General features: G+C 72.0%; 11 protein-coding genes, 1 tRNA gene and 1 pseudogene. 6 read left to right on the top strand and 7 right to left on the bottom strand.

Annotated features, from left to right (window positions below; all coding sequences use genetic code 11):
* Positions 1-85: 85 nt before the first annotated feature.
* On the top strand, positions 86-367 hold the full coding sequence (locus ACFW2G_RS29955; RefSeq protein ID WP_384580884.1) for a hypothetical protein: 282 nt from the start codon (positions 86-88) through the stop codon (positions 365-367).
* Positions 368-487: 120 nt separating this feature from the next.
* Here the strand turns inward: ACFW2G_RS29955 and ACFW2G_RS29950 are convergent, their stop codons facing one another.
* From ACFW2G_RS29950 to ACFW2G_RS29940, 3 genes are all read right to left on the bottom strand, one after another.
* Positions 488-2602 (bottom strand): MDR family MFS transporter, encoded by a 2115-nt coding sequence (locus tag ACFW2G_RS29950; RefSeq protein ID WP_384580886.1) that lies wholly within the window; start codon positions 2600-2602, stop codon positions 488-490.
* 71 nt (positions 2603-2673) lie between these two features.
* Positions 2674-4029, bottom strand: coding sequence for a 6-phospho-beta-glucosidase (locus tag ACFW2G_RS29945; protein WP_384580888.1), 1356 nt, complete (start codon positions 4027-4029; stop codon positions 2674-2676).
* Between the two features lie 211 nt (positions 4030-4240).
* Positions 4241-5230 (bottom strand): helix-turn-helix domain-containing protein, encoded by a 990-nt coding sequence (locus ACFW2G_RS29940; protein ID WP_384455165.1) that lies wholly within the window; start codon positions 5228-5230, stop codon positions 4241-4243.
* A gap of 216 nt (positions 5231-5446) precedes the next feature.
* Between ACFW2G_RS29940 and ACFW2G_RS29935 the strand changes: the two genes are divergently transcribed.
* From ACFW2G_RS29935 to ACFW2G_RS29925, 3 genes are all read left to right on the top strand, one after another.
* Positions 5447-6115 (top strand): helix-turn-helix transcriptional regulator, encoded by a 669-nt coding sequence (locus ACFW2G_RS29935; protein ID WP_037915924.1) that lies wholly within the window; start codon positions 5447-5449, stop codon positions 6113-6115.
* A 64-nt stretch (positions 6116-6179) separates the two neighbouring features.
* Positions 6180-6737, top strand: a complete 558-nt coding sequence (locus ACFW2G_RS29930; RefSeq protein ID WP_172671252.1) for a toxin-antitoxin system, toxin component — start codon at positions 6180-6182, stop codon at positions 6735-6737.
* Complete coding sequence (locus ACFW2G_RS29925; RefSeq protein ID WP_384455159.1) at positions 6734-7903, top strand: MAB_1171c family putative transporter; 1170 nt, start codon at positions 6734-6736, stop codon at positions 7901-7903. Before ACFW2G_RS29930 ends, ACFW2G_RS29925 begins: the two co-directional genes overlap by 4 nt.
* A gap of 84 nt (positions 7904-7987) precedes the next feature.
* Here the strand turns inward: ACFW2G_RS29925 and ACFW2G_RS29920 are convergent, their stop codons facing one another.
* The 3 genes from ACFW2G_RS29920 to metG form a co-directional block, all read right to left on the bottom strand.
* A complete protein-coding gene (locus tag ACFW2G_RS29920; protein WP_037915918.1) occupies positions 7988-8764 on the bottom strand; it encodes a DUF4239 domain-containing protein in 777 nt (258 codons plus the stop codon).
* A 52-nt stretch (positions 8765-8816) separates the two neighbouring features.
* Positions 8817-9371 (bottom strand): hypothetical protein, encoded by a 555-nt coding sequence (locus ACFW2G_RS29915; protein ID WP_384580891.1) that lies wholly within the window; start codon positions 9369-9371, stop codon positions 8817-8819.
* Positions 9372-9629: 258 nt separating this feature from the next.
* On the bottom strand, positions 9630-11345 hold the full coding sequence (gene metG / locus ACFW2G_RS29910; protein ID WP_037915916.1) for a methionine--tRNA ligase: 1716 nt from the start codon (positions 11343-11345) through the stop codon (positions 9630-9632).
* A 386-nt stretch (positions 11346-11731) separates the two neighbouring features.
* On the opposite strand from metG, the gene ACFW2G_RS29905 reads away from it, so the two are divergent.
* Both ACFW2G_RS29905 and ACFW2G_RS29900 read left to right on the top strand, forming a co-directional pair.
* A complete protein-coding gene (locus ACFW2G_RS29905; protein WP_384446751.1) occupies positions 11732-12361 on the top strand; it encodes a sigma factor-like helix-turn-helix DNA-binding protein in 630 nt (209 codons plus the stop codon).
* 806 nt (positions 12362-13167) lie between these two features.
* Positions 13168-13866, top strand: a pseudogene (locus ACFW2G_RS29900) (IclR family transcriptional regulator C-terminal domain-containing protein); the annotation flags it as partial.
* A 400-nt stretch (positions 13867-14266) separates the two neighbouring features.
* Here the strand turns inward: ACFW2G_RS29900 and ACFW2G_RS29895 are convergent.
* A tRNA-Leu gene (locus ACFW2G_RS29895) sits at positions 14267-14354 on the bottom strand.
* Between the last annotated feature and the right edge of the window lie 313 nt (positions 14355-14667).

The raw sequence follows: 14667 nt of genomic DNA, 5'->3' as shown, positions 1-14667 counted from the left end.
TGTCCGACCAATGATCACCGAGCGGTGATGTGACGCTCGGTTCCATTGCCTTGCCGTTCCGACACCGGCCGGCGATCCTGGGCCGGTGCCAGGGCAGCGAAAGAGGAAACGGCGACAAGCGGCTGAGAGGCAACGGCTTGCTGCTCGCACCGCGCCGGACGCGGGGCAGTGGGAACTGATCTTCGAATCGCAGGACGAGGCGGGGTTGCGCGCACACCTGCGCCGTCTTCGGGAGTCGGGCATCGACGAGTCGATGATCCGGATCGACGTGCTCTGCGGCCGGCTGGTGCAGCCGACCACCTATCGGCTGAGCCAGTTCGTGGCGGACCCCGTGTGTGATGCCGACCACGAGCACTCCGATCATTGATGTCGTGGCAGGTCGCGGTGAGTTGACGGACGCGGCGCGGGAGCGGATCGAGCCGCTCGCTACCGCGCCGGAGTCGTCCTGGCCTCGCTGGTCCTCTGGCTCCGCGAACCAGGCGGTTGATCAGTTGTCAGACAGGGCCTGGTGCCGCACGACCATCTTCGGGGCGAAGTTCCCCTCGCCCAGGTCCTCGGCCAGCAGCCGCTTCGCGATCGCGTCCGCCGCGACCCGCAGTTCGGCACTGCGCGGTCGGCCCCGGTCCTTCTCCAACTGATCGCCGAGCCACGTGGCCCATGCTTCCGAGATGACGTCGGCCTCCCGGCGGCCGGCCGGTGTGAGGCTGAAGAAGGCGGCTTCGCGGCTGAGGAAGCCCTCCTGCACCATCCGTTCGAACGTCGGGAGCAGCACCTCCGGGGGCAGCGAACGCCGCCCGGCGATCAGGCCGATGCTGGCGTAGCCGATCGTCCGGGTCATCAGTTCCACCTGCATCACCGCCCACACGCCGGCGATGTCCAGCCGGGTGTCGGAGGATTCGACGATCGCCCGCGCCGTGTCCGAGCCCATGTTCCGCACGATTTTGCCGACCGCCAGCTCCAGCAGCTTGGCCGAGTCGCCCGAGGCCGTGGCGGGCGAGCCGAAGCCGTCGCCCATGTCCGTGGACCCGGCGCGGGCGGTGTCGCGCAGCTTGACCTGCTTGAGGAAGAGCGCCACGACGAACCCGAACACCGCCACCGGCACGGTCCAGAGGAACACGGTGTGCAGGGCTTCCGCGTAGGCCTCGATGACCGGAGTCGCCGCGGCCGGATCGAGCTGGTGCACCCCCTGCGGGGTCGAGACGGCCCGGGCCAGCTCCGCCGGATCGTTCCCGGTCGCCCGAACCGCGTCCGCGACCGCCTCCTCCAGGGCGGGGCCCAGGTGGTTGGCGTAGATCGTTCCGAAGACCGCCGTCCCGAAGGCGCTGCCGAGCGTACGGAAGAAGGTGACCCCCGAGGTGGCCGTGCCGAGGTCGGCGTAGTCGACGGTGTTCTGCACGGCGATCGTCAACACCTGCATGGACAGGCCGATGCCGACGCCGAGGACGAACATGTAGAGCGACTCCAGCAGGGTGTCGGTCCCCGGATGCATCCGCGACAGCAGGTACAGGCCGACGCCCATGACGGCGTTGCCGACGATCGGGAAGATCCGGTACTGGCCGGTCTTGCTGACGACGTTGCCGCTGAAGACCGAGGCGAGCAGCAGCCCGAAGACCATGGGCAGGGTCCGCACGCCCGAGATCGTGGCCGAGTCCCCGTCGACGTACTGCAGGTAGGTCGGGAGGAATGTCATCGCGCCGAGCATCGCGAAGCCGACGACGAAGCTCAGCACGGAGCACACGGCGAAGACCGGGTTGCGGAAGAGCCGCATCGGGATGGTCGGCTCGGCGGCGCGCGTCTCGGCCAGGCAGAACAGCGCCAGGGCGACCGCGCCGCCGGCGAACAGGCCGATGATGACGGGCGAGGTCCAGGGGTACTCGTTGCCGCCCCAGCTGGTGGCCAGGATCAGTGCGCTGGCGCCGATCGCCACCAGGGCGATGCCGAGGTAGTCGATGACCGGCCTGCCCGAGGCACGTACCGCCGGAATCGTTCTGGCGGCCGCGATGACCACCATGATGGCGATCGGGACGTTGACGTAGAAGCACCACCGCCAGGTCAGCTGGTCGGTGAAGAAGCCGCCGAGCAGCGGCCCGATCACGGTGGCGACGCCGAAGACGGCGCCGATCGCGCCCTGGTACTTGCCGCGTTCGCGCAGGGGTACGACATCGGCGATCAGTGCCATCGCGGTGACCATCAGGCCTCCGGCGCCGACCCCCTGGACCCCGCGCCACACGATCAGGAACGTCATGTTGCTGGACAGGCCGCACAGGAAGGAGCCGCTGATGAAGACGATGGCAGAGACCTGGAAGATCAGCTTCCGGCCGAAGAGGTCGCCGAACTTGCCCACGAGGACCGTCGCCACGGTCTCGGCGAGCAGGTAGGAGGTCACCACCCACGACATGTGGTCCCCGCCGCCCAGGTCCCCCACGATCGTGGGCAGGGCGGTTCCGACGATCGTCTGGTCGAGAGCCGCCAGCAGCACGCCCAGCATGATCGTGCCGAAGACGACGTTGCGCCGCCGCCGGTCGAGCACGGGGGGCGCCGCGGACGCGGCGGGGGCAGTGGTCACATCTCGCACTCTCACAGCCCGCCCACCGCGCCGCATGCGGCACTGGGCCGTCGGAGGGAAGCCCGCACGGCCCGACGCACTCCCGGCCCCGGGCCGGGCGCGGCAGGTCAGCGCAGGTGGGCCAGGCCCGGATGGGCCGCCGCGTAGCCGTCCAACAGCCGCCGGGCCACCGCCACGGAGTCGACCAGGGGATGGAGCGCGAAGGCCTTCACGGCGTCCGCCCGGGCACCGCTCGCCGCCGCCGCCAGGATCTCCCGCTCCGCCGCCTTGACCGCCGTCACCAGCCCGACCGCGTGCAGCGGCAGCTGCTCGACGCCCAGGGGGTGGGCTCCGTTCGCGTCGACCAGGCAGGGCACCTCGATGACCGCCCCGGCGTCCAGGACGGAGAGCGTCGAGCCGTTGCGAACGTTGAGGATCAGCGTGGCCCGCTCGTCCCGGGCGATGGCCCGCATCAGCGCGAGGGCGACCTTCTCGTAGCCCCCGGACTCCAGGTCGCTCTCGTCGCGCTCGCCCGCCCCGGCCGCCTCGCGGTTCTCGGCCATGTAGGTGGCCTCGCGTTCGGCCCGGGTCCGCTCCCAGGCGGCCAGGGCCGCTCCGGCCGGCAGCCCGGCCCGGCCCGCCTCGGTGTAGAAGCCGCGCTGCTGGTCGCGCAGGAAGGCCCCGCGGGTCTGCCGCGCCTCCCGGTACGCCCGTACGGTGTCACGGTTGAAGTAGTAATAGTGCAGGTACTCGTTGGGAATCGCGCCGAGCGAGCGCAGCCACTCGGCGCCGAAGAGGCGGCCTTCCTCGAAGGACTCAAGCGCCTCGGTGTCGGCCAGCAGCCTGGGCAGTTCGTCACGGCCGCCGATGCGCAGCCCGCGGACCCAGCCCAGGTGGTTGAGGCCGACGTAGTCGATCCAGGCGTCCTGCGGCCGGGCCCCCAGCAGCCGGGCGATGCGCCGTCCGAGGCCCACGGGCGAGTCGCAGATGCCGATCACCCGCTCGCCGAGCTCCTCGGCCATGGCCTCGGTGACCAGGCCCGCCGGGTTGGTGAAGTTGATGACCCATGCCTCGGGCGCCGAGCGGGCGATCCTGCGGGCGATCTCCCGGACCACCGGAACGGTCCTCAGTCCGTACGCGACACCGCCCGCACCCACCGTCTCCTGGCCGAGGACGCCTTCGGCCAGGGCGACGCGCTCGTCCGCGGCACGCCCTTCGAGACCGCCGACGCGGATGGCGGAGAAGACGAAGTCGGCCCCGCGCAGGGCCTCGTCGAGGTCCCGGGTGGCCGTGACGGCCGGGGCGTCGGGCACCGCGGCGGCAGCGGCCAGGTCTTCGAGGACGCGCGCCACGGCGGCGAGCCGTGCGGGGTCCTCGTCGTACAGCGTCACATGGGACACCCGCCCCTCGGCGTGGTCCCCGAGCAGCGCCCCGTAGACCAGCGGTACCCGGAAGCCGCCTCCGCCGAGGATCGTCAGCCGCACGTCCCTACCGCCCTTCACCAGTGCAGATGCCGCTACGGCCGCCGGTCCGGATGCCGGTGCGGGGTGCCGTACAGCTGACGGCACCCGTAAGCCGTACCACCCTCAGGGCTCCCGCCACCGCCTGTGCCACGATCGATGACACGATCGGTGGCGCGATCGGTGGCGCGGGCCCTTGGGCGGGCACCGGCGCGCACCAGTCTGCCTCCGTCGGTCACTCCACCGGTGACGGCACGGCGCGCAGCCTGGCGCCCTGCGGGCGCGGGACGGCCGCGCCCCCCTGCACGGGGCCCACCGGCACCCCCTGCGGCCCGGACAGGATCAGGGTGATCCTGGTGAAGCCCATCTCGTCGAGCATGCGGCTGGTCTCGGCCACCATTCGGCAGCGCACCAGGCCCCATCGGGGATCGGGGTGACGCACGGTGCGCACCGCCCCGTCCTGCTCGGCGGCCTCCGGCCCGCGCTTGCTCAGCCAGTGGGGGACGCCGTAGCGGTAGGCCGCTTCCATGAACGGATCACGCGCCACCTCCTGGCGGATGCTGCACAGCCCCTCGTCCTCCGGGGCTTCGGCCAGTGCCGCCGCGAACTGTGCGAGCAGCGGTACGCACCAGGCGGGTTCGTGGTCCTCCAGCACGGCCGCGGCGTCCGGGTGGAACAGCACGAAGCGCAGGAAGTTGTCGTCCGGCAGTGCGGTCGGGTGCGGCCGTACGGACTGGAAGAGGTGGTCGAAGGCCGAATTGGTGAGGGCGACGTCCCACCGGTGGTCCACGAGGAAGCTCGGGTAGGGCACGGCTTCCATCAACGCCGCATAGTCGCACAGGTAGTCGCGCTGCGCGGGGTCCTCGGGGAGCCGGTTCTCGTCGGAGGCGCGCCACGTGGGCGGCGGGTCTCGGTCGACCATGACGCGGAAGAGCCAGAAGCACTGGCGCTCGCTCATCTCCAGTGCTTCGGCCAGTGCAAGGAGCTTGCGGTCCGTCCACTCCTTGACCAGGCCGCGTTCCCAGTTACCGTACGCGCGCACGCTGATGCGGAGCCGGGCGGCAAGGTCCTCCTGGCTCAGCCCAAGCTCTTCACGACGCTGGCGCAAAATCTCCTTGCGTCGCTCCGACCGCACGGCGCCGCGTGCGGACTCCTCGCCGGCCAGGCGTTCTTCACCGGCTCGGGCGAGGCCATCGGACGGGCCCACCGCTGCGAGATGTGGCACTGAGAGCTCCCCCTCCTCCGGTCTGGATCTTCATTTCCGTGTGGCGATCCTGCTACCGACTTCATTCGAGTGTCAACTATTGTGGCAATTCCAGCCTCTTGACAGCTCATTCCCGCCACAGCTGTGGCACGTTCTAGCCCTTCGGGTCGAGAGCGGCTAGATTCCAGAAGCCGACCATGTGCCGTACCGACTTCGCGCGATCTAGGAGAACCACTGGTGACAGACGGCTTCCCGGCTCCCGTCGCGGTGGCCGACGCACCCCTGGCCGCGACCATCGCCCGCGTGGCCGAACTCGCGGGCAAGATGGGCCGCGACCTCAGCCAGGTCTTCGACCTGCGACGCCTCTCGGAGGCTTCGGGCGTACCCACGGATGTGGTGAAGACCCTGCTCGACGGCAGGCCGGCCGGCGAACCCGACCTCCAGGCCCGCTTCCTCCAGCGTCTCGACCTGCTCCGGCGCACCCGCGTCAAGCCCAACGGCCGCCGCTACACGCAGCAGGAGATCGCCGACGGCGCCGGGATGTCGCGGCAGCAGGCGGGCGCCCTCATCAACGGCGACCGCCGCCCCACCATGGAGCACTGCGACGCGATCCAGCGCTTCTTCGGGGTGCACGCCGGGTTCCTCACGGCCCACGACGCCGACGCCCTCACCGACGCGCTCCAGCGGACCGAACAGCAGTTGCTCCAGGACTACGCGGGGCGCGCGCGGGAAACCGTACCGGCCGGAGCCGCTTCGGCGGGCGATCCGCTGGCAAGACTCCTGCAGAACCACGGCGTACGGGGGATCGCCTGGCGCGCCGCCCAACTGCCCAGCGACAAGCATCGGGACAAGGTGACCGAATGGCTGGACATGCTCCTCGAAAGCGTCAAACCGAACGAATCCTGACCCAGTCGAAAGTCTGGGTCTGATCCTTGAGTCCTGATCCGGATCCGCGCCGACGGGGAGAACGGTGAGCATAGGCAGAGAGCAGCGGCGGTTGTGCGGGGAGCTGGTGGCCGGCATCCGGCTGACCGCCCCCGTGGAGCCCGTGGACCTCTACGCTGCCCTCTGTGAGGGCATGAGCAGACACCGCGGCCGCCGGGTCGACTTCCGGATGGCTTCGTTCCCGCCCCGGACGGCCAGCGGTCTATGGCTCGACATGGCGGACCGCGATCTCGTGGTCATCGAGGAACGCACCGCCCCCGACCACCAACTGGTCATCCTGGGACACGAGCTGTGGCACATGAAGGCCGGCCACTGCAGCCACCATGTCGACGGAGCCGCCGTCGCCGCCCGGCTGTTGTCCGACGAGGCCGACATCGGCGAGACGGTCCGCAGGGTCGCCGCGCGTACGCGCGCCGACGTCCAGGAGGAGACCGAGGCCGAGACCTTCGGTTTACTGCTGGGCAGCCGCTGCAGGAACTGGCTCGTCGGGTCGGCGGGCCACCGGACTCCCGCCAAGCGCGACGACCTGGCGGGCCGGATCGAGGCCTCTCTGGGATACCGGGGACTGAGGAACGACCGTTGACCGGTGAGGACTACTACATACCGGCAGCAGCGATGGCGATCTCACTCGCCTTCAAGCTGCCGGCCCTGCGGCACAACTGGCGCGACCCGCTCCTGCGCTCGGTCGTCGCCCTACTGGCCCTGGCCGGGGCCGTGTTCGCCTTCGCCGCTCCGCCCACCATCGCGGCGGTCAACCGCTGGACCGGGGTGGCCAACTTCTCCGCCCCGCTGGTCTACTGCCTGATCACCGCCTTCAGCGCCTCCTGCCTGGTGCTGATGGTCAACTGGCGGGGCGGGCCTCCCGACCGGACCAGGGCCGTCTCGCGCCGCTGGATCCTCGGCTACAGCATCGTGATCGTGGCCCTGATCGTGTTGTTCTCCCTCGGCGAGACCCCCGCGGAGCGCCTGCGGGACTTCGACACCTACTACGCGAACACGCCCTACGTCGGCCACATGATCGCCCTCTACCTGCTGGCGCACCACGTGGCGGCGGTGGTGATGGTGGTCCTGTGCTGGCGCTGGTCGCTGCAGGTCCGCGGCTGGCTGCGAGTCGGACTGATGATCATCGTCGTCGGCTACATCTTCAACCTCGGCTACGACGCCACGAAGATGACGGCCGTGGTCGCCCGCTGGCTCGGCAACGACCTGGACGGCCTGAGCACCTACGTGGCCCCGCCGCTCGCCTCGCTGGGCGCGCTGATCAGCGCGATGGGCTTCGTGGTCCCGCTGGTCTGCCAGCGACTCTCGGACCACTGGCAGACCTGGGCCACCTACCGGCGACTCGGCGCACTGTGGCAGGAGGTGCAGATCTCCGCCCCCGCCGGAACGCCCTCCGTGCAGATGGCCTGGTGGTCCGCGGCGGAACTGCGCGTGATCCAAAGGGAGTCCGACATCCACGACGGGTTCCTGCACCTCGGCCCCTACTTCGACAAGGGGCTGCGCGACGACGCCTATGGCAGCGCCCTCGCCGGGGGAGCCGACGAGGAGACCGCCCGGGCCGTCGGCGACGCCGCCATGGTCGCGGCCGCGGTACGGGCCCGCGCCGCGGACCCCGAGGGGCAGATCCTCGGCGAGGACGAGGAGACCCTGCCCGACGCTTCCGACGGACCCCGCGACCTGCTGCGAATCTCCGACGCCCTGCGGCGCTCGCCGGTCGTGCAGGCGGTCCGGCGGCAGGTGGCCGTCTGACCGCTGCCGGGCCTCTGACCGCTACCGACCGGTCGGGCGGTGGTGCGGCCACCCTCCCGGCCACCCTCCCGGCCACCGCCCCGCTCAGCGGGCCGCGGCCACCGCCGTCCTCGGGAACAGCTCCTGGAACGGCCCCGCCGAGTCGATCCCCTCCCGTCCGTACGGCGCGTCGAAGCTCCACACCATGAACAGCAGAAACACGATCAGCGCACTGAACAGGCCCGCCAGCAGCAGCTCGCGCCCGGAACGCCGGATCTGCAGAGTGAAGATCAGGCCGACGGTGACCACGCCGCCGACCAGCAGCCCGAACCACACCACACCCGGCAGCGTCGACTCGGAGTTCTGCGTCCGCGAGTGGCGGGCCTCGTCGGCGGCCGCGATGTGGTCCAGCAGCGGCTGGTAGGCCTGGGCCTGCAACTCGGTGGCCGGACTCTGGTGGGTGACGGAGGTACGGAGCTTGCCGAGCAGCTCGCCGCCCTCGGCGGACGCGCTCTCGCCCGCGGTCAGCAGCGGCCAGTCCACGGCGACGGTGTGGGCGACGTACGCGTCCACCTCCCCCCGGATCCGGTCGCGGACCGCGGCCGGGTAGACATCGGTGCGCTGGGTGACCTCGTACAGCGCCTGCGCCTCCCGGCGCACGCTGTCCTCGGCGGCGCCGCGCGCCTCCCATACGCCGGCGATGGCCAGGCCGAGCACGATCGCGTACACCACGCCCACCATCATCGTCATGTACTCGATGACGTCGGGGGTTTCGCTGGTGTCCTCGTCGGCGGCGGCCCGGCGGTGCCGGATCGCCGTGAAGGCGAGGACGAGGGCGCAGACGAGCACCATGGCGATGGCCAGGACCAGCCATTCGGACACGTGGATTCTCCCGGTGTGGATCGGTGGACGGATCGGGGGGCGGGCTGCGGAGTCAGCCGCGGCCCTTGGAGCGCGGGCGCAGGGCGGCGGCCGCGAGCACGGCGGGGGTCGTCACCACGACCATCAACGTCACGGTGGACATCCCGCCCGGAGTGCGACGCTCCAGGGCGACCGCACGGTACGGACGCACGTGGAAGGCACTCACCCGCGCGGCGGCAGCCCGGGGCCGCGGCGGAGCCGGCGCCCCGGCCGGGACCGGCCCGCGCTCCTCCGGGACACGGGGTGCGGGCGGCGGCGCAGCAGGCGGCCCGGCGGCCTCCACGGCGGCCGGCGGATCCGCGGGCACGGGCGGCGGCGCCGTCGACCGCTCCGGCTCGGGGAGCCGCCCGGGGTGGCGCACCGTCGGCCCGCCGAGGCCGGGCACGGCGACCCGCACCCCAGGCCCGGCGGACGGCGGGGCGACGGGGCGCCCGGGCCGACCGCCGGGCACGCACAGGTCGACGCGCGCCCCGCGGCCGTGGCCGTCGCCCGCGACCGCCACGTGGCCGTGGAGCGGACAGAGCGCCGCCACCAGACCCGCACCGGCGAAGTACTGCCAAGCGGTCACCGCGCGTCCTCCCTGTTCCGCAGCAGACATGAGGGTTACGTCTGAAGAAACGATCACGTCCCTGCTTCGACACGCGGCGGACCGGTGGAGATCGAAGCCGCCGGCACCGGACGTCCGCGGGCCGGGTAGCGGTCCCCTGCCCCGTCGGAAACCGGGCGCCGGGCCCGGTTACGGAAGGACGCCCGGGTACGCCGGAGGGGCGCGACCCTGTGGTCGCGCCCCTCCGTTCGGTTCGGACGGCTTCCGGCCGCCCCTGCGTCAGCCCGCCTCAGTGCCGCCGAATCGCTCGCGGTAGGACTCCAGGTCCTCCTCGGTGATCCGGGCGAAGAGCACCGGCGGCACGGTGAACGGGGTGCCCGCCGGGACCGCGTCCAGGGCCTTGGCCTGCTCCGGGGTCACCCACGTCGCGGTGTCGTCCGCGAGCGCGAACGCCGAGCGCATGGCGCGCGCCGAGGCCGGGATGAACGGCTCGGAGACCACCGAGTACAGGTGGATGAGGTTCATCGCGGTGCGCAGGGTGAGCGCCGCGGCGTCGAGGTCGGTCTTGACCTCCAGCCAAGGGGCCTTCTCGTCGAGGTAGGCGTTGCCGGCGGACCACAGGGCGCGCAGCGCGGCGGCGGCCTTGCGGTACTGGAGGGTCTCCATGTGGCCCTCGTACTCGGCCAGGAGCTCGGCGATCTGCTCGCCCAGCTTCGCCTCGGCCTCGCCCGCGGGGCTGCCGGCCGGGACCTCGTCGCCGAACTTCTTGCGGGAGAAGGTCAGCACGCGGTTGACGAAGTTGCCGAGGGTGCCGCCGAGGTCCTTGTTGACCGTGGCCGCGAAGTGCTCCCAGGTGAAGGACGAGTCGTCCGACTCGGGCGCGTTGGCGATCAGGAAGTAGCGCCAGAAGTCGGCCGGGAGGATCTCCAGCGCCTGGTCGGTGAAGACGCCGCGCTTCTGCGAGGTGGAGAACTTGCCGCCGTAGTACGTCAGCCAGTTGAAGGCCTTGACGTAGTCGACCTTCTTCCAGGGCTCGCGGGTGCCCAGCTCCGTGGCGGGGAACATGACCGTGTGGAACGGGACGTTGTCCTTCGCCATGAACTGGGTGTAGCGGACGTCGTCGGCCTCGTACCACCAGGCCCTGTAGTCGCGGTTGGCCGGGTCGGCGTCGGCCCACTCCTTGGTGGAGGCGATGTACTCGATCGGGGCGTCGAACCAGACGTAGAAGACCTTGCCCTCGGCCGCCAGGTCGGGCCAGGTGTCGGCCGGTACCGGGACTCCCCAGTCGAGGTCACGGGTGATGGCCCGGTCGTGCAGGCCCTCGGTCAGCCACTTGCGGGCGATCGAGGAGGCCAGCTGCGGCCACTCCTCTTCGTGCTCGGCGACCCAGGCCTCGACCTCGTGCTGGAGCTTGGACTGCAGGAGGAAGAGGTGCTTGGTCTCGCGGACCTCCAGCTCGGTGGATCCGGAGATGGCCGAGCGCGGCTCGATCAGGTCCGTCGGGTCCAGCACCCGGGTGCAGTTCTCGCACTGGTCGCCGCGTGCCTTGTCGTAGCCACAGTGCGGGCAGGTGCCCTCGACGTAGCGGTCCGGCAGGAAGCGGCCGTCGGCGGGCGAGTAGACCTGCCGGATCGCGCGCTCCTCGATGAAGCCGTTCTCCTGGAGCTTGCGCGCGAAGTGCTGGGTGATCTCGGCGTTCTGCGGCGAGGAGCTGCGGCCGAAGTAGTCGAAGGACAGCTCGAAGCCGTCGTAGACCGCCTTCTGGGCGTCGTGGGCCTGGGCGCAGAACTCGGCGACCGGGAGGCCGTTCTCCTTGGCGGCGAGCTCGGCGGGGGTGCCGTGCTCGTCGGTGGCGCAGATGTAGAGGACGTCGTGGCCGCGCTGGCGGAGGTACCGGGAGTACACATCCGCGGGAAGCATCGACCCGACCATGTTGCCCAGGTGCTTGATCCCGTTGATGTAGGGAAGCGCGCTGGTGATCAGGTGTCGAGCCATCCTCGGATGCTCCATTTCCTCTGTGCGGTGCGACGTGGCGTCACGGACTGTGAGTGCGGTCATCGTATCGAACCGCCGAAACGCCACGCGCCGCGTTTTCCGGGTGGACGCAAAGCAAAAGCGAGGACTGTGACCTCTCCGTCACGGCCCTCGCGATCGGGCCCATGGTACAGCGGGACGGTGGCGCGCCTGACCGGAGGACCGATCGGTGATACGGCGGCACCGGCAGGCGGCATATGCATTCGTGCTGGCTGGAGCCTCGTGCGATCGACAACGATCACGGTTCGATCATCTGCGACGCATTGCTTCCCAGGTTTCTTCTCCGCGCCCCCCGAGTGCGCCCGTGCTGCTTTCCTGTTCTGCGCACCAGGGGATGAGGTGAAGCGGTGAGCGATGGCGGACCGGAGGAGCCCGGTGGGGCGGTGGGACTGCCGAGCCGGCGTCGGCGGCCGACGCCCATGAGCCAGTGGGACCCGACGGCCCGCCTGTCGTACTGGGCCTTCCACGCCAACCGGCGCCCCGCGTACATGCGCTTCGCGTACCTTCAGCTGGGCTCGGACGAGGCGGCCGAGGCGGCGGTGGACGCCACCTTCGACTCGATCATGGGCGACTGGCTCCGGATGCTCCACATGGACCGCCTGGACGCCTACGCGTGGACCGTCCTCAAGCACTGCCTGGTCGACCGCCAGCACCTACCCCGCCCCCGGCAGCAGGAGCCGGAGCCGATGGACATCAGCGCCTTCGAGGCGGCTCTGAAGGAGGCGCACGCCGACCAGTACGAGGTGCTGACCGACACCATCCGCTTCTACTCCGCCGTCTCCCGGCTCGCCGAGCGCCAGCGCGACGCCGTACTCCTGCGCTACGGCCTCCAGTGCACCCCCGGTGAGGCGGCCTCCGTGATGGGCGTCGACGAGGCCACGGTCCGCTCCCACCTCGGCCAGGCCCACCGCCGCCTCGCCCGGCTGCTCGACGTCTCCGCCGACCCGGCGGAACCGACCGAATCGGCCGAGCCATGAGGCGCCGGGACCGGCCGGACGGCGACCCGGCGCCCCGCTCGCTGGCCGAGTTCCTCGCCCGGGCGGGCGTCCGCGACCGCTATCGCCACTACGACCTCGGCGCGGCCGAGGCCCGGCTGCTGCGCGCCACACCCCACCCGGCCGTCCCGCACCGTGCCCGGCGCCGGTCGGCCCACGGCTGGAGCGACCCGGTCCGGGACCGCCCGCTCGACGCCGAGCGGGCCCGGCGCGACCTCAAGGCGATCTGCCTGGACTCCGTGTGCGCCCCGGACGCCGGCGCGCACCTGGACTCCTTCGGCGGCACACGCACCGACCTGGCCGGCGCCTTCGTCTTCGGCTGCCTGCTGTACCTCGCCGGAATGCGCGAAGGCGCCCGTTTCTGGTGGCAGTTCGCCGCGGCCTCCGGCAGCGCGCGGGCCGCCGCGGCCGCCTACTGCCTCTTCCTCGACCATTCCCGGCGCGGGGAGCACCACGACGCCCGGCACTGGGCGCGCGAGCTGGGCCGCCGCGGCTTCCGACCGGGCGGCCGGCGGGACCTGCGCGAGATCCGGCTGTGCGCGCAGGCCGCCGTCCTGCGCTACGTCTACCAGTTGGAGGACCCCGACCTCGGGCCGGTGCCACTGCCGAGGGCCGGGCTGTCGGGGGTGCTGAGTGCGTTCCTCCCGCCGCCCGTCACGGTCGCCGCACCGGTGGCGGCGGCCCGGCCGGCCGCCGGGCCGCTGCGCCACCCCGCGCTGACGGCTGCGGCCCGCAGGACCGTCGTCCAGGGCGGCACCACCGAGGCACTCGCGGAGGCCCGGCGCGCGCTGGCCGTCGTACGCGTCCTGGAGCGCCGTCCGCTCGGGGTGCAGTTCGGCCAACTGGCACGGGAGTCGGGCCTCGCGGAGGCGGAACTGCGCCCGGTCCTGGCGATGCTGTGCGAGGAGGAGTACGCGGACCGGCCGGGGGTGGGGGTGTACGGGCGCGGCCCGGCCCTGGACCGGCTCGCCGCCCCCGACGGCCACGGCCTGGCCGGGCAGCTCCAGCGCACCCTGGCCCTGGCCCGGGACAGCGCGGGCGCCGCGGTGTACCTCAGCCGGTACGCGGCGGGCGAGGTGCACATCACGCAGATGGCGGCCGGACCGGCGACGCCGCCGGTACGCGAGTGGGTCGACTTCCGGGACGCCGCGCACGCCAGCGCGGTCGGCAAGTGCCTGCTGACGCAACTCGACCACGACCGCCGCGCCGACCACGTGGCCCGGCACCGGCCCGCCCGGCTCACTCCGCAGACCATCACCGACAGCCGGGCGCTGTTCACGGCGCTCGACGCGGTGGCTCCGGGCGCGCCGGTCTTCGACCTGCTTGAGTACGCGCCGGGGGTCGTCTGCTCGGCCGTACCCATCGCCACGGGGGGAGCCGCGGGAAGCCTCGCGCTGTCGCTGCCCGCGGCGCACGCCCACCGGCTGCGCCCGGCCACCGAAGCGCTGCGGCGCAAGGCCGTACCGGTCCTCCTCGCCCTGCTCCTGACCGGTGCGATCCCCCCGGACGCCGCGGCCTCCCCCGACGTCGAACCGGGCCCCGCGGCCGGCCGACGCGACACGCGGCCGATGCGGGCGCCCGTCACCCCGGAGACCCTGCGCCAGCTGCGGCTGCTCTTCCGTACCCCGCTCGCCGAGGCCGCGGCGGCGGCGCGGGGCCCGCACCTGGTCAGTGACACCACGGCGGCGGCCGCCTACCTCTTCGAGGCCGCCCCGGACGGCTCCGCCCCGTGCCTGTCCCTCCCCCACACCTTCACGTCGGTGACCCCGGGCAGCCTGATCCGCCCGACGGGCCTGGTGGTTCTGGGTACATGAGCCGGCACCTCACCCGGCCGGCCGCGCCGCCGCCCGGAAACGCAAAAAACCCCAGGTGAACTGGGGTTCCTGCTGGTGTCCGAGGGGGGACTTGAACCCCCACGCCCGATAAAGGGCACTAGCACCTCAAGCTAGCGCGTCTGCCATTCCGCCACCCGGACCGGTGGTCGGCCCCGGTTTCCCGCGGCGACAGGGACAACAATAGCAAAGGATCGGCGGGACTCCGACCACTTATCGGGGCGGCCGCGGTCCGCCACGCCGGGCTGACCTGCGGGCATGCCCGGGAGGGGCGTGCGGGACGGAGCGTCTCGCGGCGGTCGCCGGACGGACCGTCCGGCGCATGCTGCCGATGCCGCCCATGGGATCGCTCCGCCCCGGTGCGCGGGATTCGTGCCGTCGCGCTCGTCCTCGACCGCCTGCCTGGCGTCCTCGACGCCGGCCGCGGCGCCGCTCGCCGCGGCCGGCGTCGGGGTG

The organism is Streptomyces sp. NPDC058880 (genome assembly GCF_042742535.1).
Lineage (GTDB): Bacteria > Actinomycetota > Actinomycetes > Streptomycetales > Streptomycetaceae > Streptomyces.
Note: the sequence above shows the minus strand (reverse complement) of the source record. Positions and strands in the feature narration are given on the sequence as shown.

Coding starts and splice junctions, on each gene's coding strand:
- ACFW2G_RS29950 (WP_384580886.1), bottom strand. CDS start 2,602: ATGCGGCGCGGTGGGCGGGCTGTGAGAGTGCGAGATGTGACCACTGCC.
- metG (WP_037915916.1), bottom strand. CDS start 11,345: ATGGCTCGACACCTGATCACCAGCGCGCTTCCCTACATCAACGGGATC.